Below are 22,524 nucleotides of genomic sequence, written 5' to 3'. Positions count from 1 at the left end.
ACAATCTTCGGGGTGAGCGCATCCTTTGCAGCCATCTCTGAGGGGAGATTCGGGCATGTGGGATTTCGAGATCGGCAGGTCGGTGTCCATCATGATGCGGACCTGGCCCTTCATTGTCTTTCGCATGATCGTCTATTTCGGCATTACGCTGGCCTACATCGTCGCGACTGGCACCGGTGCCTCGGTCGGCTTTGGCGTCGGCCATATCTCTACCGATCCCGACGGGCCGATGTCCTTCGCCCTGTGGGGCGGGGTGGTCGGCTTTGGCGTGGTCTCGATCGCCGTCTACTGGATCCGCGAATACATCCTCTACGTCGTCAAGGCCGGCCATATCGCCGTCATGGTCCATCTGATCGATGGCCGGGATGTTCCCGACGGCCAGAACCAGATCGCCTATGCCAGGCAGGTGGTGACAGAGCGTTTCGCCGAGGCCAATATTCTTTTCGTCGTCGACCAGCTGGTCAAGGGTGCCATCCGCGCCATCACCGGCCTGCTCGGCGGCATTGCCGCCTTCCTGCCCATTCCCGGCTTGAGTGGCCTGGTCTCTTTCATCAACACGGTGATCCGCCTGTCGCTGACCTATGTCGACGAGATCATTCTCGGCTACAACATCCGCATCAACTCGTCCTCGCCCTTCGAAACCGCGCGGCAAGGCGTCGTGCTCTACGCCCAGAACGGCAAGACCATGGTCAAGAACGCCGTCTGGCTGGCGGTGATCATGTGGGGCGTGTCGTTCGTCATCTTTCTGCTGATGCTGGCTCCGGCCGCCGCAATTTTGTTCCTGATGCCAGGGCAGCTCGCCGGCTGGGCCTTCGTTCTCGCCATCGTCTTCGCCTGGGCCTTCAAGGCGGCGTTTATCGAGCCCTTCGCCATCGCCTGCCTGATGCAGGTCTATTTCAAGACCATCGCCGGCCAGGTGCCCGATCCGGCCTGGGACGCTAGGCTGGCCGAGGCGTCGTCGAAGTTCCGGGAGTTGAAGGACAAGGCGCTGGCCTCGTTCGGCGGCTCACGCTGGGGCACGGCCGGCGCGACGCGCTGATCAGCGGCGCATGCCCGCTCAACAACAAAGCCGTTGAGGCGAGACGCCGTGGATTTGAGCGGCGCTTCGCCTTGCCCGCCAAAAGTCTCGCTCATGATCAAATCGGGCAGCGGCAGGCGCCGACCCCAGCCATGCGTTTCAAGGTCCGGTTTGGGAGCGAACTCGGAAACACGGCCGACGCAGAGATAGGCGATCGGCGTCACATGCTCGGGAATGGACAGCAGGTTTTTCAATGCTTTTGGTTCGATGATGCTGACCCAGCCGACACCCACGCCTTCGGCCCGTGCCGCCAGCCAGAAATTCTGCACCGCGCAGACCGTGCTGTAGAGATCCATTTCCGGATTGTGCCAGCGTCCAAGGGGTGAGCCTTTCGAACGCTCGCGGTCGCAGGTGATGCAGATGTTGAGCGCGCTTTCGCAGATGCCTTCCAGCTTCAGCTTGCGGTAGAGCGCCTGCCGCTCTTCCACGACGGCCGGCAGCTCCTGTTCGCGCGCGGCCAGGAACAGGTCGCGCACTTCCGCCCGTCGCGCGGCATCGCGAATGACAATGAAATTCCAGGGCTGCATGAAGCCGACTGACGGCGCGTGATGGGCGGCAAGCAGAAGCTGCGCCAGCACCTCGTCTTCAAGCGGAGTCGGCAGGAAATGGCTGCGCACGTCGCGCCGCGTGAACATGGCGCGGTAAACCGCGTCGCGCGCCGCCTGTTCAAATCCGTCGCCCATTGGAGCGGTCATGGCTTCCGGCATCGCTTGTCCCCTTGCGATTCCAATCAATGTCATCCGCCTGACCATGCGGATGACGATGCCTGCCAGGCCGGTCTTCTGGCTCGGGATCAACCCGCCTCCGGTGCCTTCCCGTCATCGACAGTGGCATTTACCGGCGCGGTCCCCCTTACAGCGTTGGGCACGCCACGGAATCAAACCGTGTTCCCGATTCTCCCGCCAGAGCATTTGCTAAACAAACAGACCGGCGGGCACCAGGCAGTGGCGGCACCTTACGCCGAAGCGCCCGCGAACGCCAATCCCCGCGGCGACGCCAATGGACGCAGGTATGATTTTCCCCAGCGATCAAGCCGCAATGCATGGCCATCGCGGCGCCGGGGCACTAGATAGGAAGCATGACAACCCGTCTCTACACCCATCCGATCTTCCTTGAGCACATCACTCCGCCCGGTCACCCCGAACGGCCGGATCGCTTGCGCGCCATCGAGCGCGTGCTCGACGACGAGGCCTTTGCCGCGCTTGACCGTGTCAAGGCGCCGGAAGGCGACGAGGCCACCATCCTCTACGCCCATCCCGCCGATTTCGTCGCCCGCGTGCGCGCCGCCATTCCCGACGAGGGTATCGCGCGCATTGATGCCGACACCACCGCCAGTCCTAAGAGCTGGCAGGCGGTGATCACCGCGATCGGCGCCGCCAACGCCGCCGTCGACGATGTCTTTACCGGCCGGGCCGACAATGTCTTTGTTGCCGCGCGCCCACCCGGCCACCACGCCGAAAAGACCACGGCCATGGGTTTCTGCTTCTTCAACACTGCCGCGATCGCGGCCCGTTACGCGCAGAAGAAGCATGGCGCCGAGCGTGTCGCCGTCGTCGACTGGGACGTGCATCACGGCAATGGCACGCAGGACATTTTCTGGGACGATCCCTCGGTGCTCTATTGCTCGACCCATCAGATGCCGCTCTACCCCGGCACTGGCGCCAAGAACGAGACCGGCGCCGGCAACATCGTCAACGCGCCGTTGGCGCCGCAGACCGGCAGCGAGGTGTTTCGCGATGCCTTCCTCTCGCGGGTGCTGCCGGCGCTCGACAATTTCGCGCCTGACCTGATCATCATTTCGGCCGGCTTCGACGCGCACCACCGCGACCCGCTGGCCGAAATCAATCTCACCGAGGACGATTTCGACTGGGCGACCGGCCAACTGATGCAGCGCGCCACGCGCCACAGCGGCAACCGGCTCGTCAGCCTGCTCGAGGGCGGCTACGATCTGCAGGGACTGGCATTTTCGGTCGCCGCCCATGTCGGGCGACTGATGAAAGGATGAATTATGGCTGCTGAGACCAACGAAGACGTCAAGGCGATGAGCTTCGAACAGGCACTCGACGCGCTGGAGAAGATCGTCGATGATCTGGAGCGTGGCGACGTACCGCTCGACCAGTCGATCCGCATCTACGAACGCGGCGAGGCGCTGAAGGCGCATTGCGACCGGCTGCTGAAGGCGGCCGAGGACAAGGTCGAGAAGATCAGGCTGTCGCGCGACGGCAAGCCGGTCGGAGCGGAGCCGCTCGACGCCGAGTGACTGAAAATTGGGGCGGGAAGAAAACAGGTAGGGAGTTCAAGCAATGTGCCGAAACATCAAGACCTTGTTCAACTTCGAGCCGCCGGCCACCAATGACGAGGTGCGCGACGCGGCGCTGCAGTTCGTGCGCAAGCTGAGCGGCTCGACCAAGCCTTCCAAGCGCAACGAACATGCATTCAACCATGCGGTCGAGGCGATTGCCGCGGCGGCGCGCGATCTCGTCGATTCGCTGGAGACCAGCCAGGAACCGCGCAATCGTGAGGAAGAGGCTGAAAAGGCGAAGGCCAGATCAGCACTCCGATTTGCCTGAGAGCCAGCCATGAGCTTCTTCCCGGGGAAAGACCCTGAAGCCGGCGACGCCTTTGCCAGCGATCAGATCGAGCTGATGGTCATCCCGAACGCCAAGGACATTGGCGGCTTCGAGGTGCGCCGCGCCTTGCCGACCGCCAAGAGGCGGCTGGTCGGGCCGTTCATCTTCTTCGACCGCATGGGGCCGGCGATCCTGCGTCCCGGCCAGGCAATGGATGTCCGCCCGCATCCGCATATCGGCCTGTCGACGGTGACCTATCTATTCGACGGCAAGATCAGGCATCGGGATTCGCTGGGCACCGAAATGGTGATCCAGCCCGGCGACGTGAATTTGATGACCGCCGGGCGCGGCATCGTCCACTCCGAGCGCACACCTGAAGAACTGCGCGGCGCAGCGATGTCGATCTCCGGCTTGCAGACATGGCTGGCCTTGCCGGACGGCAAGGAAGAAGTCGCGCCGGTGTTCGAGAACACCGCTGCCTTGCGGCTTCCCGACATTGATGCCGAAGGCGTCAGCGGCCGTGTCGTCATTGGCGATTTCCAGGGGCTGCGCTCCCCGGTGAGGGCCGATGCCGAGACGCTTTATGCCGATCTCAGGCTGGCGCCGGGCGCCAGCGTAAAGATACCGGCCGAGGCGGAAGAACGCGCCATCTATACGCTCCAAGGCGAGGTCGCGATTTCTGGCGATGTCTTTCCGGCCGAGCGGCTGCTGGTCTTCCGGCCCGGCGACGAGATCATCATATCGTCGCAAGGCGGCGCGCATTTCATGCTTTTCGGCGGCGCCTCGCTCGGTTCGAAGCGCTACATCTGGTGGAATTTCGTCTCCTCGTCGAAGGAACGCATCGAACAGGCCAAGCAGGAATGGAAGACGGGCCGCTTCGACATCGTTCCTGGAGATGCGGAAGAGTTTATTCCGCTGCCGGAAAACTGATGCATGTCGCCCAAAAGTGGCACGGTTTTGGGATCACGACATGCATTAAAACAAGTGAATATCGCCCAAAAGCGGCCCGGTTTCGGGACCAGGGTGTGCACGAAAGCAAGGACTTGACAGTGCGTCGCATAGGCTGTTTCGACGCGCTGTCCTTTTGAGAGCTGGCCTGCGTTACCGACACGCATTTACTTTCGCCGGCCGGCGGCCTATCCCGCCGTTGAACAGAAAGCCCGAGCACCCGTGAACGCAACGCCGCATACGCCGCTTCTCGACAAGGTCCGCATTCCGGCGGATCTGCGCGCGCTTGACGAGAGCGAGTTGCCGCAACTGGCGTCCGAGCTTCGCCTCGAACTGGTCGACGCGGTGTCCCGCACCGGCGGTCATCTTGGCGCCGGCCTCGGCGTCGTCGAACTGACGGTGGCGCTGCACTATGTCTTCAACACGCCTGACGATCGCCTGATCTGGGATGTCGGTCACCAGGCCTATCCGCACAAGATTCTGACCGGCCGGCGTGATCGTATCCGCACACTGCGCCAGGAGGGCGGCCTGTCCGGCTTCACCCGCCGCGCCGAGAGCGAATACGATCCCTTCGGCGCCGCTCATTCCTCGACATCGATATCGGCCGGTCTCGGCATGGCCGCCGCGCGCGACCTCGCCGGTGGCCGCAACAACGTTATCGCCGTCATCGGCGACGGCGCCATGTCGGCCGGCATGGCCTATGAGGCGATGAACAATGCCGGCGCGCTCGATGCCCGGCTCATCGTCATCCTCAACGACAACGACATGTCGATCGCGCCGCCGACCGGCGCGATGAGCGCCTATCTGGCGCGGCTGGCCTCCGGCAAGGCCTATGCCGGCCTGCGCGATTTCGGCAAGAAGCTGACCTCTTACCTCGGCAAGCGCGCCGATCGGGCGATCACCAGGGCGGTCGAGCATGCGCGCGGCTATGTCACCGGCGGCACTTTGTTCGAGGAGCTCGGCTTCTATCACATCGGACCGATCGACGGTCATAATCTCGAACATCTGATCCCGGTGCTGAAGAACGTCCGCGACAATGGCGAAGGCCCGGTGCTGATCCATGTCGTCACCCAGAAGGGCAAGGGCTATGCGCCGGCGGAAGCCGCCGCCGACAAATATCACGGCGTCAACAAGTTCGATGTCATCACCGGCGCGCAGGCCAAGGCGCCGGCCAATGCGCCGGCCTACACCAAAGTCTTCGCTGAAAGCCTGATTGGGGAAGCGCGCGAGGACGACCGCATCGTCGCCGTCACCGCCGCCATGCCGAGCGGCACCGGCCTCGACCTGTTCGGCGAGATCTTCCCGTCCAGAACCTTCGATGTCGGCATCGCCGAACAGCATGCGGTGACCTTCGCCGCCGGCCTGGCAACGGAAGGCTACAAGCCGTTCGCCGCGATCTATTCGACGTTCCTGCAGCGCGCCTATGACCAGGTCGTGCACGATGTTGCGATCCAGAAACTGCCGGTGCGTTTCCCGATCGACCGCGCCGGTTTCGTCGGCGCCGACGGCGCCACCCATTGCGGCGCTTTCGACACCACTTTCCTGGCAAGTCTGCCGGGCTTTGTCGTGATGGCGGCTGCCGACGAGGCGGAACTGCGCCACATGGTGCGCACCGCCGCGGGCTATGATGGCGGCCCCATCGCCTTCCGCTATCCGCGCGGCAACGGCGTCGGCGTCGACATGCCGGAGCGCGGCTCGGTTCTCGAAATCGGCAAAGGACGCATCGTCCGGGAAGGCTCCAAGGTCGCACTGTTGTCCTTCGGCACGCGCCTGCAGGATTGTCTGATCGCTGCCGAGGAGCTTGGCGCGGCTGGGCTTTCCACCACCGTTGCCGATGCCCGTTTCGCCAAACCGCTCGACGAAGACCTGATCCGGCGGCTTGCCCGCTCGCATGAGGTTCTGGTGACGGTGGAGGAGGGCGCCATTGGCGGCTTCGCCAGCCATGTGCTGCAGTTCCTCGCCCATGAAGGACTGCTGGAAAGCGGCCTGAAGGTGCGTCCGCTGGTGCTGCCCGACGCGTTCACCGACCACGCCAAGCCGGAAAAAATGTATGCCGACGCCGGGCTCGATGCCGCCGGCATCGTGCGCACGGTTTTCACCGCGCTCGGGCATACGGCCCGCGCCCAGCGCGCCTGAGTTGAAATCTCGCCCGCAGCGCGCCTGACTCAAAACCTCAAGCGCTTGAATCGGTTTGCCGGCTTGATTTCGTAACGCTTTGTTAACGTTGCCGTTTGGCGTTTTGCTTACCGTGTCCCTTGGCCGTTTTTCAACGGCGTCCTGCTAGATCGGTGTCAGGCAGGGGGACAAAACAATGAGAACGCTTCTGTGTGGCGCAGTACTTTCAGTCGCCATCGCGGCACCGGCCGCAGCCGAGACGCGCTATGATCGCAATCTCGAAAAGGCGGCTCTAGGCATCGTTGCCAGCAAGATGGGCGACATCCGTGGCGGCTTTTCCTACAAGCAGGTGCCGCAGCTTGTGGTCCTGCCCGATCCTGCGCCTGCGTTAGCGGCCGAGCCTCCACGTGAACAAGCATCTGGGGATGGGCACGATGGCTTGTCTCCTGCCGTCGAGCGCCAGGCGTCCCGCACCATTTTCTAGAACCACATATCGCGCACACAGCGGCCATCGCGCGGCAGGTCGTCAAATGTGTCGAGACCGTCGAAATGATCGATGGGAAGATCGGCGACGGCCTCGGGCGGCGCTAGCCTCACATTGACGGCGATGCGGGTTCGGCCGGACGCATCGGCGCGCAAGCCGCGCCAAGCGAGCACGCAGGCGCAGGTCGGACAGAACAGGATCTCGAGCGAAGGCGTGTCCTTTCCGGCGCGCGTATAGCTGGCCATCGGTCCTGCAACGCGGATGCGCTCATTGACATAGTCATAGGCCCAGAGCGTGCCATAGCGCCGGCAAAGCGTGCAATTGCAGGCCGTCACCGGCCCGGGGTCGCCTTCCAGGGTCCAGTGGCTTGCGCCACAGTGGCAGGTTCCCATAAGCATCTGTCCTCCTTCGGTATGCCACGTAAACCGCTCCCCTTTTCATTGTGCCGCAAGTCGCGTCGCGGCTAAAGCCTTGCATGCCTATCCATCGATAGTCCCCAGCACGCCCAATATCCTTGCGTTCCCGTCCGGCTTTCGCCAGAGAAGGCCGATGAATTCGCCCTTACCAGCCAGCACACGCCAGCGGCTCGACGACCTGCTCGTCCAGCGCGGCCTGTTTGCCAGCCGCTCGCGCGCCCGCGACGCGGTCGAGCGCGGCACGGTGACGGTTGATGGCACCATCGCCCGCAAGCCCGGTCAGAACGTTTCGCCGCAATGCCTCCTTGCCGTCGATGATCCAGCGCAAGGCTATGTCTCCCGCGCGGCGCTGAAGCTGATCGGCGGGCTCGACCATTTCAGCCTCGATCCCTCTGGCCGGGAGGCGCTCGACATCGGTGCCTCGACCGGCGGGTTCACCCAGGTGCTGCTGGAACGTGGCGCCTCCCATGTCACCGCAATCGATGTCGGGCACGGCCAGATGCATCCCGATCTCGGCGGCGATCCGCGCGTAACGGCCATCGAGGGACTGAATGCCCGCGATCTCACAGCCGCGGATCTTGCCGGCCGTCTGCCCGATTTCATCGTCTCCGACGTCAGCTTCATTTCGCTGAGGTTGGCGCTGCCGCCGGCGCTCGCCCTGGCGAAGCCCGGTGCTGCCGCGATCCTTCTGGTCAAGCCGCAATTCGAGGCGGGCCGCGAGGCGATCGGTAAGGGTGGTCTGTTGAAGGATCCCTTCGATGCCGCCCGTGTCGCCGGCCAGCTCCAGGATTGGCTGGATGCCGTTCCCGGCTGGCGCTCGCTCGGCCTGCACCTGTCGCCGATCGAAGGCGGCGACGGCAATCGCGAATTCCTGCTTGGTGGAGTCAAGGATCGATGAGTGCACGCTTCACCATCAAAAAGCTTGGCGCGCAGGGCGACGGTATCGCCGAGACCGAAAGCGGCGACCTGTTCATTCCCTTCACGCTGCCCGGCGAGACCGTTACCGCCGCGCGTGAAAAGGATCGCGCTACGTTGATGGCGGTGCTGGAGGCCTCGCCGCTGCGCATCGAACCCGCCTGCCGCCATTTCACCGAATGCGGCGGCTGCGCTCTCCAGCATTTCGAGGCCGAGGCCTATCGCCAGTGGAAGCGCGACAAGGTGGTGCACGCCCTGAAGGGCATCGATTGCGAAATTGGCGCGCTGGTCGCCTGCGCGCCGCACTCACGCCGCCGTGTCGTGCTTGCCGCCCGGCGCACCGAAACCGGCATGCTTCTGGGGTTCAACCGCCATTTGTCGCCGGAAATCATTTCCATATCCGAATGCCCGATCTCGCTGCCCGAGATCGTCGCTGCATTTGACCGGCTGAGGGGGCTAGCAGACTTGATATGCGCCACCACCAAATCGTTCCGCATGGCGGTCACCGTGACCGGTTCCGGCCTCGATGTCGCGGTGCATGAGTGCGGCAAACTCGGAGAACACCAGCGCCGCATCGCCTCCAATTTTGTCCTTGCGCAAGGCTTTGCCAGACTGTCCATCGATGACGAGATCGTCATCGAGCCAAGGAAGCCTGTGGTCATGTTCGGCAGCGTTGCTGTCGCCGTGCCGCCCGGTGCCTTCCTGCAGGCAACCGAGGCCGCCGAACAGACCATGGCCGGGATCGTTGGCGGACATCTGAAGCGCGCCAAAAAGGTCGCCGATCTTTTCGCTGGTTGCGGCAGCTTTGCGCTCCGGCTTGCCGAGAAGTCGGAAGTCCATGCGGTGGAAGGCGACGCGCCGGCCCTTTCGGCGCTCGACCGGGGGGCACGCTTCGCAACCGGTCTGAAGCGGGTGACGGGCGAACGCCGCGACCTGTTTCGCCGGCCGCTGACGTTCAAGGAATTGAACGCCTTCGACGGCCTTGTCTTCGACCCGCCGCGGGCGGGTGCCGAGGACCAGTCGAAGCAGATCGCCCGGTCCGATGTTCCATTCGTTGCCGCGGTATCCTGCAACCCGGTGACGCTGGCTCGCGACCTGCGCATCCTCCTTGACGGCGGTTATCAACTGAAAAGCGTGACACCGATCGACCAGTTCCTGTGGTCTCCCCATGTCGAGGCGGTCGCCCTGCTGGAAAAGCCCAGGAGAAGGCGCGGCTGAGCCGCCGATGATCACTTTTAGTTGAGATCGGGCAATCCAGCCACTCGAAACAGAAAGGCGCCGCAAAGCCGCCCTTTTGCACCGGCCTAGTCGAGTTGTTGGGCGGAAGCATAGTCACTCTCACCGGACGGATGATCGTAATGCGGACGGTCTTGAAATTCCTGGCATTTTTCCTTGCCCTCTCCATGTTCGCCTTCGGGTCGACGGCCGGGGCGCTGGCACAAGGCGAAAAGCGCCTTGCCTTCGTCATCGGCAACGCCGCCTACCCCGCTGGCGCGCTGGCGACGCCCGCCAATGACGCGGGCCTGATCGCTCAGACATTGCAGGCGGCGGGGTTCGACGTGGTCGGTGCGCGCGATGTCGACCAGGAATCGCTGCGTGGCGCCTACCGCGATTTCCTCGCCAAGGTGACGGCAGCCGGTCCCGACGCGGTGGTGTTTGTCTATCTGGCCGGACAGGGTCTGCAGTTCGAGGGTGAGAACTATTTTGCGCCCATCGATGCCCAGATCACCAACGCCGCGGACGTACCGATGGCGGCCGTGCGGGTCTCCGACCTCACCAAGCCGCTCGCCGCGCTGCCGACGAAGGTCAACATCGTCGTGCTCGACGCGGCGCGGCCAAATTCTTTCGCACGCTCGAACCAGCCGCTGGCCGGAGGCCTCGCTTTGGTCGATCCCGACCCGAACATGCTGATCGCTTTCAACGCGGCGCCGGGTACGGTCGCGCCGGAAGGCAAGGGACCGTACGGTGCCTATGCCCAGGCGCTCGCCGAAATGATCAGGGATGGCGGGCTGCAACTTGGCGACGTGTTCGACCGCACGCGGCTGCGCGTCAACGACGTGACACAGGGCGCGGAGGTGCCCTGGAACGCCTCCAAGATCACCGATCCCTTCGTCTTCTTCGAACGCGGTCCCGATGCTCCTGCGCCACAGGTTTCGGCCGACGAGGTGCGGAGAAACCGGACCAAGGAGATCCGCGACTTCGATGCGCATGACGCCTACATCGCGGCCCTCGATCGCGATACGATGCGGGGCTATGAGGATTTCATCGTAGCCTATCCGCACGACCCGATGGCCAGACGCGTGCGCGCCATTCTGGCCGCGCGGCGCGAGGCGATCACCTGGCGCCAGACCTGGCTCAGGGATACGCCCGAAGCCTACTGGTCCTATCTCGATCGCTATCCGCACGGCCCCCATGCCTGGGATGCCCGTCGCCGGCTCGAGCATTTCGACGCTGCCCTAGAGCCGCCGCAGGGTTTTGCCGTCTATGATTATGACGTGCCGCCGCCGCCGCCGGAAGAGATCGTCTACGTCGACCGGCCCGTGCTCTATTTCGACGACCCCGAGTTCGACTTCGATCCGCCTCCGCCGGTAACGGTGATCTTCCTGCAGCCTCGGCCGCGCGACTTCATCGAATTGCCGCCACCGCCGCCGCCAGCCGGAATCTTCCTTCTGCCGACGCCTGTCTTCGTGCCGGTCCCGGCCTGGGTGAATCCGCCGCATGACATCTTCCCGCCGCCGAACGACGTGATCTTCAACAACATCCACAACACCACCATCGTCAACAACACGACGATCAACGAGAACAACAACCAAGGCGGTGGTCTCACCACCGGCCAGAAATTGACTGCCGGCGCCGTGGGCCTGGGCGCGGCGGCGCTGGCGACGAAGGTGGCGCTGCCGGCCTTCCTGCAGAAAAAGGCGACCGTGCTGTCCAAGCAGAGCCCGGCCGGCCTGGCGGTGAAGCCGGGGCAGGGTGGCCAGCAGCCGGGCGGTGCCAAGCCGCTGTCGAAAACATTGCCTGCCGACAAGCTGACAGGTCATGCCTTGCCCGGTGCCGATGGCAAGGCGCTGCCGCTCGTCAACGGCAAGCCGGTTTTGAATGGACAGAACCTGCCCAACAACTCGCTGCCCAAGAACAAGTCCAGGAAACTCCTGAACAAGCAGGTCACGGCTGGTGGAAATGCCGTGACCGGCAACTCGGTGGTGAACGGGCAAAACGCGGCCAATGGCCAGGGTCAGAACGGTATAGGCAAGACCGGTAAGGACGCCAAGTTCCGCAAGCTCCGGGGCGCCAACGGCACGCCTGCGGCGAATGGAGTGAACAACGCATCTGCGCTCAATGGCCAGAATTCAGGCCAGAACCCGCCCAGCGGAAAGTTCAAGAAGCTTCACAGTCAGGACAGCGGCCAGACGAACGGTCAGGCCAATGGGGTCAACGGCAATGGCAACGGGCCGAAATTCCACAAGTTGCCTGCCAACGGAAACAGTGGCGGCAATGTCCAGCAGAAATTCAAGGTCAACAACGGCAATCCGCAACTAAAGGTGCTGGGGCAGCCCAAGCCGCCGAGGCCGGAGTTCCACGCCCAGCCGAAGCAGCAAATGCAGCAGGTGCAGCGGCAGGCACAGCCGAGGCCACCACAGCCGCCGGCCGTCAAGAAGCCGTCTTGCGGGCACCCCAATGAGCCGGCGTGCAAGAAATAGCGCATGTCTGCCCAGATGTGGTCCGGCTTGGGTCGGGACATGCATGAGACAGAGGCTTGAAACGCGTCGTCGGTCGCTTTGTGAGGCGACCCGGCTGCGTCGGGCGGCGACAAAACCTCGCGGGCCGCGGCCACTACCCGCGATCAGATCACAACTGCGTGGTTAGCCACTGCCAAGATTGCGCAGTGACTCGGCTCGCTGATACCCAGTCAGCGCCGGGGGCCTCAAAGGAGTGAGCATAATGAGGATTGCAAGCGTTCTGACGTCTATCGCCGTAGCCGGGTTCATTGCAACGGGAGCTGCCGCGGCAGCGACGACAGCAGCGACCACGACCGCGCCGCCCACCACCATGGCCGCTCCCGCGAAGAAGGCAAAGACGACTACCATGACGCCTGAGAAAACTGCGATTTCGAAGCAATGTTCGGCGCTTGCCGATGCCCAGAAGCTGCATGGCAAGGCACGCGAGAAGTTCCGGGCCGACTGCAAGAAGAACGGCGGCAAGCCCACCTGATCAGGAGCTACTGTCGCTTATTGTTGCCAGCCTGCCCCGCCGGGGAGGCTGGCGGCAGCATCAGAAATATCACGGGTTTCGGTCTGAAGCCGGTGTCACTTTGGCTCAGTCAAGGGCGGGCGCCGAAACGTCAAGCGTCCACGGTGCCCGACCCGTTACGGTCCTGACAAGGCCCCTCAGTCGACGAGCTTGGCGACATTCGTAAGGGTCTTCGGCGTGCCGCCTCGCCGGTTGATCGACACCCAGATATTCGGGTTCTGCTGTGATTGGCGTTTCACAAAGTAGTAGCCGGTCGCGTTCCAGGGCCTGATCTCGTCGACCAGGTTGTCGAGGACCAGATCCCCCTTGTCGGTTTTCACCGTCAGGATGGTGTGGCCTTCATTGTCAAGGTCGTGCACCACGGTCATCAGCAGCGCCTGCCGGGGGAATCCAGCCTCCTGAAGCAGCTTGCGCTTGTAGAGTGCGTAGATCTTGCAGTCGCCCTTGCCGTCGACAGGGTAATCCCAATGGTCTTCCATCGTGCCCCAATGCTCAAAGTTGCTGACGGGTTTGATGGAGTTGTTTGCCTTGAGGTTTATCCGCTTGAGGATGCGCAGGTTTTGCGCGGTCAGCTTGACGTTCGTGGCCGGCAGGGCGGGTACCTTGCACTCTTTTGGCCGGCGATGGCAGAAATCGACCCAACCGTAGGGGACGCTGGTGGCGCCGCCAACGGCGGCGGAGAGTGGCCCATCCCCGGATGATTGCGCCGATATTCGCTTGAACAAGGTCGATTGTGCCGCCGCAGGGCTGACTTGCAGCGATGTCGCGCCAATCAACGAAACGAAGCCAAGCAGGATTGACGAAGTCAGGACGGGGACATGCCGCATTGCCAAAACCACCACCGCAACGAGGAAGCTGGTGCTGCGTTCGTGCGCAAAGGCAGCCCAGGCAGTTAAAGACTTAATGATTTCCTAACGTCGATTGTGTTCACTTCATGGTGCCGACCGGGATTGAGGCTGGAAAATGCCAGCCTCAGTCGCGGAGTTGGACTAAGTTCGACGTCGGAGCGCCGGCCGCGCCTCGTCGTTATGGTTCCCCCACGCTGTCATATCCGGCCGCCCTGGCAGCCTTGAGAAAATTACGGTCAAAGGTTGCCAAGCCGGCACAATGAGCTGATTTCCCCAGATGCAGCGCATCCGCGAAATCCATTCCCGCGTCCGACAGGTCTAGCGCGCAGGAGACCATCGCAGCATCTTCCAGCTCAACCGTAGGCAACCCGCCGAACACTCGCAATGCGCTGGCGACCACCGCCTGGCTGTAACCATAGGCACTGCGCAGCACCCACTCAGCCTCCAGGATTACCGTGACAGCGACAAATACGGGTTGATCATCGATCAGCCGCCGGGCTCGTGGGGACTGCTCAGGATCGTCGTTCGTCAAATATCTAACGACAACGTTGGTATCAATTGCGAGCATCGCGTCGCCGTGCTTCAGCAAGAACGGCCGCGTCCATTTCCTCCATCGTCTTCGGCTTGCCACTGTGCGGCAAGACGCCAAAGACATCTTCTGGTCGAGTCGGGGCGAAGGCCGGAGCCAATTTCAAAAGTACTCCATCCGGAGTGTCTTCGACCAGCAGGCGGGTACCCGCGCCCCAGTCCTTCCGTTTTCGGATCGCGCTGGGCAGGATTACCTGCCCCTTGGTGGAGATGGTCGTTATAGTTTTTTCTGTGGCAGCCATCGCACCATGCCTTCATGTAAGACAAAGGTAAGATAGCCTTGTCTTGGAAGCTATTCAAGCCTGCCGGATTTGCATCCTCATACCCGTGTCCCGCCGACCGTCATCTGGTTCATCCTGAGATGCGGCTGGCCGACGCCGACCGGCACGCCCTGTCCGGCCTTGCCGCACATGCCGATGCCATTGTCGAGCTTCATGTCGTTGCCGACCATCGAGACGCGATGCATGGCATCCGGCCCGTTGCCGATCAGCATCGCGCCCTTGATCGGCTGCGTCACCTTACCGTTTTCGATCATGTAGGCCTCGGTGCAGCCGAACACGAATTTGCCCGACGTGATGTCGACCTGGCCGCCGCCGAAGGACACGGCGTAGATGCCGTTCTTGACCGAGGCGATGATCTCGTCCGGCTCCATGTCGCCCGAAGTCATGTAGGTGTTGGTCATGCGCGGCATCGGCTGGTGCGCGTAGCCTTCGCGCCTGCCGTTGCCGGTGGCCTTCATGCCCATCAATCGGGCGTTTTGGCGGTCCTGCATGTAGCCGACCAGTTTGCCGTCCTCGATCAGCACGTTGCGGGCCGATGGCGTGCCTTCATCATCGACGGTGAGCGAGCCGCGCCGCTCGGGGATGGTGCCGTCGTCGACGACGGTGACGCCCTTGGCGGCGACCTGCTGGCCCAGCAGGCCGGCGAAAGCGGAGGTCTTCTTGCGGTTGAAATCGCCTTCCAGCCCGTGCCCCACGGCTTCATGCAGCATGACGCCCGGCCAGCCACTGGACAGCACGATGTCGAAGGTTCCGGCCGGGGCGGGGATTGCATCGAGATTGACCAGCGCCTGCCGGAGCGCTTCCTTGGCTGCGTGCTTCCAGCTGTCCTCGATCAGGAAGTCGCCGAACGCCTTGCGTCCGCCCATGCCGTAGGAGCCGCTTTCCTGGCGGTCGCCGTCGCCGACCACGACCGAGACGTTGATGCGGACCAGCGGCCTGATGTCACGCACCATTTGGCCGTCGGCGCGCACGATCTCGATATGCTGCCACGAGGCGGCGAGCGAGGCCGTCACCTGGCGCACGCGCGGATCCTCGGCCCGCAGCCAGGCGTCGATTTCCTGCAACAGCTTTGCCTTGGCCTCGAAGGAAGGCGAGGGGATCGGGTTCTCGTCGCCATAGAGATGGCGGTTGGTGCGGGCGGGTGCGGCGGCAAGCGTACCGGAATAGCCGCCCTTGACGGTCGAGACGGCATTGGCCGCGCGCACCAGCGAGGCCTCCGACAGGTCGCTCGAATGAGCGTAGCCGCTGGCTTCACCGGCCACCGCGCGCAGGCCAAAGCCCTGGTCGGTGTTGAAGTTGGCGGTCTTCAGCCGGCCATTGTCGAACATCAGCGCCTCGCTCTCGCTATATTCGAGGAACAGCTCGCCGTCGTCGGCGCCATTGATGGTGTCGGCGACGATCTGCTTGATGCGGTCGTCTGAAATGTCGAATTGGCCGATCAGGCTGTTCATGGCGCGTCCATCCGTGGAAAGGGAGTTCGTTTCCCACGATGTAGGCGTGAAGCCGCGCCGAGACAATCGCTCGCCGCGATCTCAGCACAAATGCGATGGCCGACAGGCGCCTGCGTCACATTTGGTGCGCAAGCGCCGGGCTATCAGGGCAGGGCGGCAAAGCCGTCGGCAAAACCCTTGAGATCGACAGGGATGCCGATGCCTTCTTCAGGCGTCTGGAAGACGATGAACGTCGCCGACGTGCCGGTCTTCAGCGTGTCGAGCAGCGGCTTCTCTAGAATGACTTCGGCGTAGCAGCCATCCTGGAAGCAGCGCACGAAATAGGCGCGGCCGATGTCCTTGCCGTCGACATTGAGGCCGAGGCCGTTCGGCAGAAGCACGCCAAGCGGCGCCAGCACGCGCAGGATCTCGGCCTTGTTGTCGGCGGTGCGCAGCACGACCACCGACAGCCCCATCTCCGGACGATCCTCGGCGACGACATTCTGCATCATCACGCATTGTTCGGAGGTGGCACCGGCCGGTGTGTCGCAGATGATCGACCAAGCGCCATGCGTCGAGCGCACCGTGCCGCTTGGCTGGGCGGCATTGGCCTGACTGGCGCCCAGCAGACCGGCAGCCGACAGGGCAACGACAAAAATGGCTTTCGCCAAGGTGGTCGAAAGTCCCAGTCTCGTATGCCTCAGTCTCGAAAGCCAAGAGTTCATGACGGCTCCATTGCGAATCACGGCACTTTAAGCCGCGCCAATGCCAAGTAAAGGACGAGACCGCGACGGAACTGTCCCGAAACAGGCAATCCAGCGCTTTTCTCTGCCAATTTCGCCTGAATTGCGACGCTCTGCGGTCCTCGTCGATACGAGCCGGGCGGGCTGCCGGACATACGCGATTCGCCGCCGTGGCCGCGGCCCCGAGAGAGCCATGCCGGCTTGCGCGCAAAAATGCCGCACAGTTTCCTCCGCTCCTTTCTTGCGGAGGGAAAAAGAGTATGGTTTGAACCACCTTGAGACTGTCGGGATTCCCGTCCCGGCATTGTTCGTTATTCTCGTTGGCGCGGCCGCGAGGAACTGGGAGACGAAGAGGGCGATGAGAAAATTCCTAGCAGACGCCAAGTTTCTAGCCAGTGCTGGGGCTGCCACCGCGTTTTTCGCCGGCACATCCGCCCATGCCGATCAGCCCGTGGCGTGGGAGACGACCTTCCAGGCGCCGGCCACCGACATGATGCGGCAGATCGAGGCGTTCGGAAACTACACGATGTGGTTTATCGTCCCGATCACCCTTCTGGTGCTCCTTCTTCTCGCCTATTGCATCGTCCGGTTCCGGGCGAGCGCCAATCCGGTGCCGGCTAAGACCAGCCACAACACGCTGATCGAAGTGATCTGGACGGTGGGACCCGTCGTCGTCCTGCTCTTCATCGCCATTCCTTCCTTCAAGCTCCTGACCGCGCAGTATACGCCTGGCGAAGAGCCGAAGCTGACCGTCAAGGCGACCGGCAACCAGTGGAACTGGGACTACGAGTACCAGACCGACAACACCCTCTCATTCAATTCGGCCATTCTCCAGGATGGCGATCGCGCCAAGGCCGGCAAGGAGGACCGCAAGGTCTATCCGCGCCTGCTCGCCGTCGACAATGAATTGGTGGTGCCGGTCAACACGATGACGCGCGTGCTCGTCACCGCGACCGACGTGATCCATTCCTTCGCCATGCCTTCCTTCGGCATCAAGATGGACGCCGTTCCGGGGCGCACCAACGAAACCTGGTTCAAGGCGGAGAAGGAAGGCCTTTACTACGGCCAGTGCTCGCAGCTCTGCGGCAAGGATCACGCCTTCATGCCGATCGCCATTCGTGTCGTCTCCGACGCGCAGTTCAAGACCTGGCTGGCTGCGGCCAAGACCGATCTGCCCGGCGCCAACAAGATGCTGATGGCCGAGGTCGATGGCCAGAACAAGGTAGCGGCCGCCGGCAATTGATGCCGCTGGTTAGCAAGATTTAGGGAACGGAGCGGAACATGGCAGACGCTGCAGCTCACGACGGGCACGACCACAAGCCTTATCATGGTTGGGTGCGCTGGGTTTATTCGACCAACCACAAGGACATCGGTACGCTCTACCTGATCTTCGCGATCATGGCCGGCATCGTCGGCGGCGCGCTCTCGGTGGCCATCCGCATGGAGCTGCAGGAGCCTGGCATCCAGATCTTCAGCGGTCTGGCGCAGATGGTCTACGGGATGAACGGTGACGCCGCGATCGACGGCGGCAAGAGCATGTACAATGCCTTCGCCACCGCGCATGCGCTGATCATGATCTTCTTCATGGTCATGCCGGCCCTGATCGGCGGCTTCGCCAACTGGATGGTACCGATCATGATCGGTGCTCCCGACATGGCGTTCCCGCGCATGAACAACATCTCTTTCTGGCTGCTGCCGCCGGCCTTCATCCTGCTGCTCACCTCGATGTTCATGCCGAGCGCGCCGGGCGCCTATGGTGTCGGCGGTGGCTGGACGCTCTATCCGCCGCTGTCGACCTCGGGTCAGCCGGGACCGGCCATGGATCTGGCGATCCTGTCGATCCACATTGCCGGTGCTTCGTCCATCCTCGGCGCCATCAACTTCATCACCACCATCTTCAACATGCGCGCTCCGGGCATGACGCTGCACAAGATGCCGCTGTTTGCCTGGTCGGTGCTGGTCACCGCCTTCCTGCTGCTGTTGTCGCTGCCGGTTCTGGCCGGCGGCATCACCATGCTGCTCACCGACCGCAATTTCGGCACCACCTTCTTTGCTCCCGATGGCGGCGGCGACCCGATCCTGTTCCAGCACCTGTTCTGGTTCTTCGGTCACCCGGAAGTCTACATCCTGATCCTGCCGGGCTTCGGCATCATCAGCCACATCGTCTCGACCTTCTCCAAGAAGCCGGTGTTCGGCTATCTCGGCATGGCCTACGCCATGGTCGCGATCGGCGCCGTCGGCTTCATCGTCTGGGCGCACCACATGTATACGACCGGTCTGTCGCTCGACACGCAGCGCTACTTCGTCTTCGCCACCATGGTCATCGCGGTGCCGACGGGCGTTAAGATCTTCTCCTGGATCGCAACGATGTGGGGCGGGTCGATCTCGTTCAAGACGCCGATGCTGTGGGCACTGGGCTTCATCTTCCTGTTCACCATCGGCGGCGTCACCGGCGTTCAACTGGCCAATGCCGGTCTCGACCGCTCGCTGCATGACACCTATTTCGTCATCGCCCACTTCCACTACGTGCTGTCGCTGGGCGCGGTGTTCGCCATCTTCGCCGGCTGGTACTACTGGTTCCCGAAGATGACCGGCTACATGTATTCGCCCGTTATCGCCAACACCCACTTCTGGGTCACCTTCGTCGGCGTCAACCTGATCTTCTTCCCGCAGCATTTCCTCGGCCTCGCCGGCATGCCGCGCCGCACCATCGACTATCCGGACGCGTTCGCCGGCTGGAACTATGTGTCGTCGATCGGCTCCTATATCTCGGCCGTCGGCGTGGCGATCTTCCTCTACGGCGTGTTCGAAGCCTTCCAGAAGAAGCGGATCGCCGGTGCCAACCCATGGGGTGAGGGCGCCACCACGCTGGAATGGCAGCTGCCTTCGCCGCCGCCATTCCACCAGTGGGAGCAGCTGCCGAAGATCAAGTAAGACGGCAGCCAGGAATCGAAACCGCCGGTCCGCCGGCGGTTTTGGCCAAACGGATGGAACCGAGTACGCATGGCCCTAGTCGACGAAACCAGCATTGACGAAGCGGGCTTCCGCATGTCGGAAGCGACGGCGGGCGATTTCTTCGCCCTGCTGAAGCCGCGCGTCATGTCGCTGGTGGTGTTCACGGCCTTTGTCGGCCTGGTCGCCGCACCCGTGACCATCAATCCGCTGCTGGCGGTGATCGCCATCCTGTCGATCGCGATCGGCGCAGGCGCCTCGGGCGCGCTCAACATGTGGTACGACGCCGACATCGATGCCGTGATGACCCGGACGGCCGGCCGTCCGGTGCCGTCGGGCCGCATCCAGCCGCACGAGGCACTGAGCTTCGGCCTCGTGCTGTCGGTGCTGTCGGTGATGACGCTCGGCGTGCTGGTCAATTGGTTGTCGGCGACGCTGCTGGCTTTTACCATCTTCTTCTACGCCGTCGTCTACACGATGTGGCTGAAGCGCTCGACGCCGCAGAACATCGTCATCGGCGGCGCGGCCGGCGCCATTCCGCCGGTCATCGGCTGGGCCGCGGTGACCGGGTCGGTCAGCCTGGAAAGCATCGTCCTGTTCCTCATCATCTTCCTGTGGACGCCGCCGCATTTCTGGGCGCTGGCGCTGTTCAAGTCCGAGGATTATGGGCGCGCCGGTATCCCGATGATGCCCAATGTCGCCGGCCAGGCGTCGACTCGCCGTCAGATTTTCGCCTATGCGCTGGTGCTGGCCCCGGTCGGCGTGCTGCCCTGGCTTCTGGGCTACACCACGCCTTTCTATGGTGTCTCCGCCGTGCTGCTGGGTGCCGGCTTCGTCTGGTATGCGTGGAAAGTGCTCGGCATGGCCGATGACGACCGCGCCATGAAACCGGCCAAGGCGCTGTTTGCCTATTCGCTGCTCTATCTCTTCGCCATCTTCGCGGCCTACCTGGCCGACAGCGTTGTCGAACGCGCGCTTGCCATGGGTGGGGCATGATCATGGTCGAGGAAAAGCTCGAGACGGTCACCTTAACCGATCGTCAGAAGAAGGCCCAGCGCAGCCGGTCGATCGCCATAGGCGTGGCGCTCGCGGTGCTGGTGGCCATTTTCTACATCGCCACGATCATCAAGTTCGGCCACAATCTGGGCACGATGTGATGAGCATCGAGACGCCCAGAAAGCCGGCCGGCAAGAACAGCAACGCCATCGTGGCGGCCGTCTGCCTTGCCTTCTTCACCGGCATGATCGGCATGGCCTATGCCGCAGTCCCGCTCTACAAGATGTTCTGCCAGGCGACCGGCTATGGCGGCACGACGCAACGTGCCGAGAAGCAGTATGCCGGCCGCGTGCTCGACCGCGAGATTACCGTGCGCTTCGACGCCAACATCGCCGGCGTGCCGTGGGAGTTCCAGCCGGTCCAGCGCTCGATGACCATGAAGATCGGCGAGACGGTGCAGGCGCACTATCAGGCCACCAACAAGTTCGATCGCCCCGTTACCGGCCGAGCCACCTTCAACGTGCAGCCGGAACTGGCAGGCCCGTACTTCAACAAGGTCGAGTGTTTCTGCTTCACCGATACGTCGCTGAAGCCCGGCGAGACGCTGGACATGCCGGTCCTCTTTTATGTGGATCCCGATATCGTGAATGTGCCGGAACTGAAGGACGTGAAGACGATCACGCTGTCCTATACGATGTTCCCGGTCGAGAAGAACAAGCCGGTCGCCTCCTCGGAGCCGGCCCAGGGCACCAGCAAGACAATTTCAGATACCGAAGCAAATCTCGGGGGTTGATATGGCAGACGCGCACGCAAAACATCACGACTATCATCTCGTCGACCCGAGCCCGTGGCCCTTCCTGGGCTCGATCGGCGCGCTCGTCATGGCTTTTGGCGGTGTCGCCCTGATGGAGTATCTGAAGGGCGGAACGTTCCCGATCTTCGGCTTCAACATCGCCAATCCCTGGCTGTTCTTCATCGGCCTCGTGATCGTGCTCTACACCATGTTCGCCTGGTGGTCGGACACGATCAAGGAAGCGCATGAGGGCCATCACACGCGGGTCGTCTCGCTTCATCTGCGCTACGGCATGATCATGTTCATTGCCTCCGAGGTGATGTTCTTTGTTGCCTGGTTCTGGGCTTATTTCGACGCCAGCCTTTTTGCCGGTGAGGCGCAGAACTACGCGCGCCACACGTTCACCGGTGGTGTTTGGCCGCCCAAGGGCATGGAAGTTCTCGATCCCTTCCATCTGCCGCTCTACAACACCATCATCCTGCTGCTGTCGGGCACCACGGTGACCTGGGCGCACCATTCGCTCATTCATAGCGATCGCAAGGGGCTGATCAACGGGCTGGTGCTGACCGTCGGCCTCGGCATGCTGTTCACCATGGTGCAGGCCTACGAGTACATGCACGCTCCGTTTGGCTTCAAGGATTCCATCTACGGCGCCACCTTCTTCATGGCGACCGGCTTCCACGGCTTCCATGTCATCATCGGCACCATCTTCCTGCTGGTTTGCCTGGTCAGGGCGATGAAGGGTGACTTCACCCCCAAGCAGCATTTTGGCTTTGAGGCGGCGGCCTGGTACTGGCACTTCGTCGACGTGGTTTGGCTGTTCCTGTTCGCCTCCATCTACGTCTGGGGATCGGTCGGCGCGGTCATCGAAGGCCACTGATCCCGGTTGGGATTTCGATTTCGAGAAGGCGGCCGCGGCGACGTGGCCGCCTTCTTCTTTTCGGAGCAATGATCGCCGATCGATCGCCGATGCGGCTGATAATTCCCTTTGCGGGTGCGGCTGGCTGCTTCAATTGGTCGACTGGACCGACGGCTGCATTGCGATTACGGACTCCGACATGGACGAAATCTGGGCAATGGTGGCCGATGGGACACCGATCAAGATCGAGCAATAGC

Annotated in this window: 23 protein-coding genes, 2 pseudogenes and 1 riboswitch; of the genes and pseudogenes, 18 read left to right on the top strand and 7 right to left on the bottom strand. The window is 62.8% G+C overall.

Features of this window, described 5'->3' with window-relative positions:
- Window positions 1-55: 55 nt before the first annotated feature.
- Window positions 56-1,039, top strand: a complete 984-nt coding sequence (locus EB233_RS24815) for a hypothetical protein (RefSeq protein WP_064989984.1) — start codon at window positions 56-58, stop codon at window positions 1,037-1,039.
- Window positions 1,040-1,158: 119 nt separating this feature from the next.
- Here the strand turns inward: EB233_RS24815 and bluB are convergent.
- Window positions 1,159-1,761, bottom strand: a pseudogene (gene bluB / locus EB233_RS31890) (5,6-dimethylbenzimidazole synthase); the annotation flags it as partial.
- 72 nt (window positions 1,762-1,833) lie between these two features.
- A riboswitch (cobalamin riboswitch) is annotated at window positions 1,834-2,035 on the bottom strand.
- A gap of 121 nt (window positions 2,036-2,156) precedes the next feature.
- Here bluB and EB233_RS24805 point away from each other — a divergent pair.
- From EB233_RS24805 to EB233_RS24780, 6 genes are all read left to right on the top strand, one after another.
- Complete coding sequence (locus EB233_RS24805) at window positions 2,157-3,083, top strand: histone deacetylase family protein (protein WP_064989983.1); 927 nt, start codon at window positions 2,157-2,159, stop codon at window positions 3,081-3,083.
- A 3-nt stretch (window positions 3,084-3,086) separates the two neighbouring features.
- Entirely contained in the window at window positions 3,087-3,338 is a 252-nt protein-coding gene (locus tag EB233_RS24800; RefSeq protein WP_027053429.1) for an exodeoxyribonuclease VII small subunit, read from the top strand.
- Between the two features lie 43 nt (window positions 3,339-3,381).
- Window positions 3,382-3,648, top strand: coding sequence for a DUF2277 domain-containing protein (locus tag EB233_RS24795; RefSeq protein ID WP_064989982.1), 267 nt, complete (start codon window positions 3,382-3,384; stop codon window positions 3,646-3,648).
- A 9-nt stretch (window positions 3,649-3,657) separates the two neighbouring features.
- The gene (locus EB233_RS24790; RefSeq protein ID WP_027053431.1) at window positions 3,658-4,578 is read left to right on the top strand and encodes a pirin family protein; all 921 of its coding nucleotides are present in this window, start codon (window positions 3,658-3,660) and stop codon (window positions 4,576-4,578) included.
- A gap of 240 nt (window positions 4,579-4,818) precedes the next feature.
- On the top strand, window positions 4,819-6,732 hold the full coding sequence (gene dxs / locus EB233_RS24785) for a 1-deoxy-D-xylulose-5-phosphate synthase (protein WP_064989981.1): 1,914 nt from the start codon (window positions 4,819-4,821) through the stop codon (window positions 6,730-6,732).
- Between the two features lie 175 nt (window positions 6,733-6,907).
- Complete coding sequence (locus EB233_RS24780) at window positions 6,908-7,195, top strand: hypothetical protein (protein WP_064989980.1); 288 nt, start codon at window positions 6,908-6,910, stop codon at window positions 7,193-7,195.
- Here EB233_RS24780 and EB233_RS24775 read toward each other — a convergent pair.
- On the bottom strand, window positions 7,192-7,593 hold the full coding sequence (locus EB233_RS24775) for a GFA family protein (RefSeq protein WP_064989979.1): 402 nt from the start codon (window positions 7,591-7,593) through the stop codon (window positions 7,192-7,194). The two genes, EB233_RS24780 and EB233_RS24775, sit on opposite strands and share 4 nt — an antisense overlap.
- 151 nt (window positions 7,594-7,744) lie before the next feature.
- Between EB233_RS24775 and EB233_RS24770 the strand changes: the two genes are divergently transcribed.
- From EB233_RS24770 to EB233_RS24755, 4 genes are all read left to right on the top strand, one after another.
- Window positions 7,745-8,509, top strand: a complete 765-nt coding sequence (locus tag EB233_RS24770; protein ID WP_064989978.1) for a TlyA family RNA methyltransferase — start codon at window positions 7,745-7,747, stop codon at window positions 8,507-8,509.
- Window positions 8,506-9,744, top strand: coding sequence for a class I SAM-dependent RNA methyltransferase (locus EB233_RS24765; protein ID WP_064989977.1), 1,239 nt, complete (start codon window positions 8,506-8,508; stop codon window positions 9,742-9,744). Before EB233_RS24770 ends, EB233_RS24765 begins: the two co-directional genes overlap by 4 nt.
- 131 nt (window positions 9,745-9,875) lie before the next feature.
- On the top strand, window positions 9,876-12,227 hold the full coding sequence (locus EB233_RS24760; RefSeq protein WP_064989976.1) for a caspase family protein: 2,352 nt from the start codon (window positions 9,876-9,878) through the stop codon (window positions 12,225-12,227).
- 241 nt (window positions 12,228-12,468) lie between these two features.
- Window positions 12,469-12,738: a hypothetical protein gene (locus EB233_RS24755; RefSeq protein ID WP_064989975.1), complete on the top strand. Its 270-nt coding sequence runs from the start codon at window positions 12,469-12,471 to the stop codon at window positions 12,736-12,738.
- A 176-nt stretch (window positions 12,739-12,914) separates the two neighbouring features.
- Here EB233_RS24755 and EB233_RS24750 read toward each other — a convergent pair whose 3' ends face one another.
- The 5 genes from EB233_RS24750 to EB233_RS24730 all read right to left on the bottom strand — a co-directional run bounded on the left by EB233_RS24750 (window position 12,915) and on the right by EB233_RS24730 (window position 16,649).
- Window positions 12,915-13,604, bottom strand: a complete 690-nt coding sequence (locus EB233_RS24750) for a transglutaminase-like cysteine peptidase (protein WP_064989974.1) — start codon at window positions 13,602-13,604, stop codon at window positions 12,915-12,917.
- Between the two features lie 199 nt (window positions 13,605-13,803).
- Window positions 13,804-14,193 carry a type II toxin-antitoxin system VapC family toxin gene (locus EB233_RS24745; protein ID WP_064989973.1) on the bottom strand — a complete coding sequence of 130 codons (390 nt, stop codon included), beginning with the start codon at window positions 14,191-14,193 and terminating at the stop codon, window positions 13,804-13,806.
- Window positions 14,180-14,455 (bottom strand): AbrB/MazE/SpoVT family DNA-binding domain-containing protein, encoded by a 276-nt coding sequence (locus EB233_RS24740; RefSeq protein WP_064989972.1) that lies wholly within the window; start codon window positions 14,453-14,455, stop codon window positions 14,180-14,182. The genes EB233_RS24745 and EB233_RS24740 overlap by 14 nt, the downstream gene beginning before the upstream one ends.
- A 77-nt stretch (window positions 14,456-14,532) precedes the next feature.
- Entirely contained in the window at window positions 14,533-15,945 is a 1,413-nt protein-coding gene (gene tldD / locus EB233_RS24735; protein ID WP_064989971.1) for a metalloprotease TldD, read from the bottom strand.
- 143 nt (window positions 15,946-16,088) lie between these two features.
- Entirely contained in the window at window positions 16,089-16,649 is a 561-nt protein-coding gene (locus EB233_RS24730; RefSeq protein WP_064989970.1) for an invasion associated locus B family protein, read from the bottom strand.
- 376 nt (window positions 16,650-17,025) lie between these two features.
- On the opposite strand from EB233_RS24730, the gene coxB reads away from it, so the two are divergent.
- From coxB to EB233_RS32275, 7 genes and pseudogenes are all read left to right on the top strand, one after another.
- The gene (gene coxB / locus EB233_RS24725) at window positions 17,026-17,910 is read left to right on the top strand and encodes a cytochrome c oxidase subunit II (protein WP_081294118.1); all 885 of its coding nucleotides are present in this window, start codon (window positions 17,026-17,028) and stop codon (window positions 17,908-17,910) included.
- A gap of 38 nt (window positions 17,911-17,948) precedes the next feature.
- On the top strand, window positions 17,949-19,601 hold the full coding sequence (ctaD, locus tag EB233_RS24720; protein WP_064989968.1) for a cytochrome c oxidase subunit I: 1,653 nt from the start codon (window positions 17,949-17,951) through the stop codon (window positions 19,599-19,601).
- 69 nt (window positions 19,602-19,670) lie between these two features.
- The gene (locus EB233_RS24715) at window positions 19,671-20,615 is read left to right on the top strand and encodes a heme o synthase (protein WP_064989967.1); all 945 of its coding nucleotides are present in this window, start codon (window positions 19,671-19,673) and stop codon (window positions 20,613-20,615) included.
- Between the two features lie 2 nt (window positions 20,616-20,617).
- Window positions 20,618-20,776: a hypothetical protein gene (locus EB233_RS24710; protein ID WP_081294117.1), complete on the top strand. Its 159-nt coding sequence runs from the start codon at window positions 20,618-20,620 to the stop codon at window positions 20,774-20,776.
- The gene (locus tag EB233_RS24705; protein WP_064989966.1) at window positions 20,776-21,408 is read left to right on the top strand and encodes a cytochrome c oxidase assembly protein; all 633 of its coding nucleotides are present in this window, start codon (window positions 20,776-20,778) and stop codon (window positions 21,406-21,408) included. Before EB233_RS24710 ends, EB233_RS24705 begins: the two co-directional genes overlap by 1 nt.
- A gap of 1 nt (window position 21,409) precedes the next feature.
- The gene (locus tag EB233_RS24700) at window positions 21,410-22,288 is read left to right on the top strand and encodes a cytochrome c oxidase subunit 3 (RefSeq protein ID WP_064989965.1); all 879 of its coding nucleotides are present in this window, start codon (window positions 21,410-21,412) and stop codon (window positions 22,286-22,288) included.
- 118 nt (window positions 22,289-22,406) lie between these two features.
- Window positions 22,407-22,523 (top strand): annotated as a pseudogene (locus tag EB233_RS32275) (L,D-transpeptidase family protein); the annotation flags it as partial.
- Between the last annotated feature and the right edge of the window lies 1 nt (window position 22,524).

It is taken from the genome of Mesorhizobium erdmanii (genome assembly GCF_013170725.1).
Lineage (GTDB): Bacteria > Pseudomonadota > Alphaproteobacteria > Rhizobiales > Rhizobiaceae > Mesorhizobium > Mesorhizobium erdmanii.
Note: the sequence above shows the minus strand (reverse complement) of the source record. Positions and strands in the feature narration are given on the sequence as shown.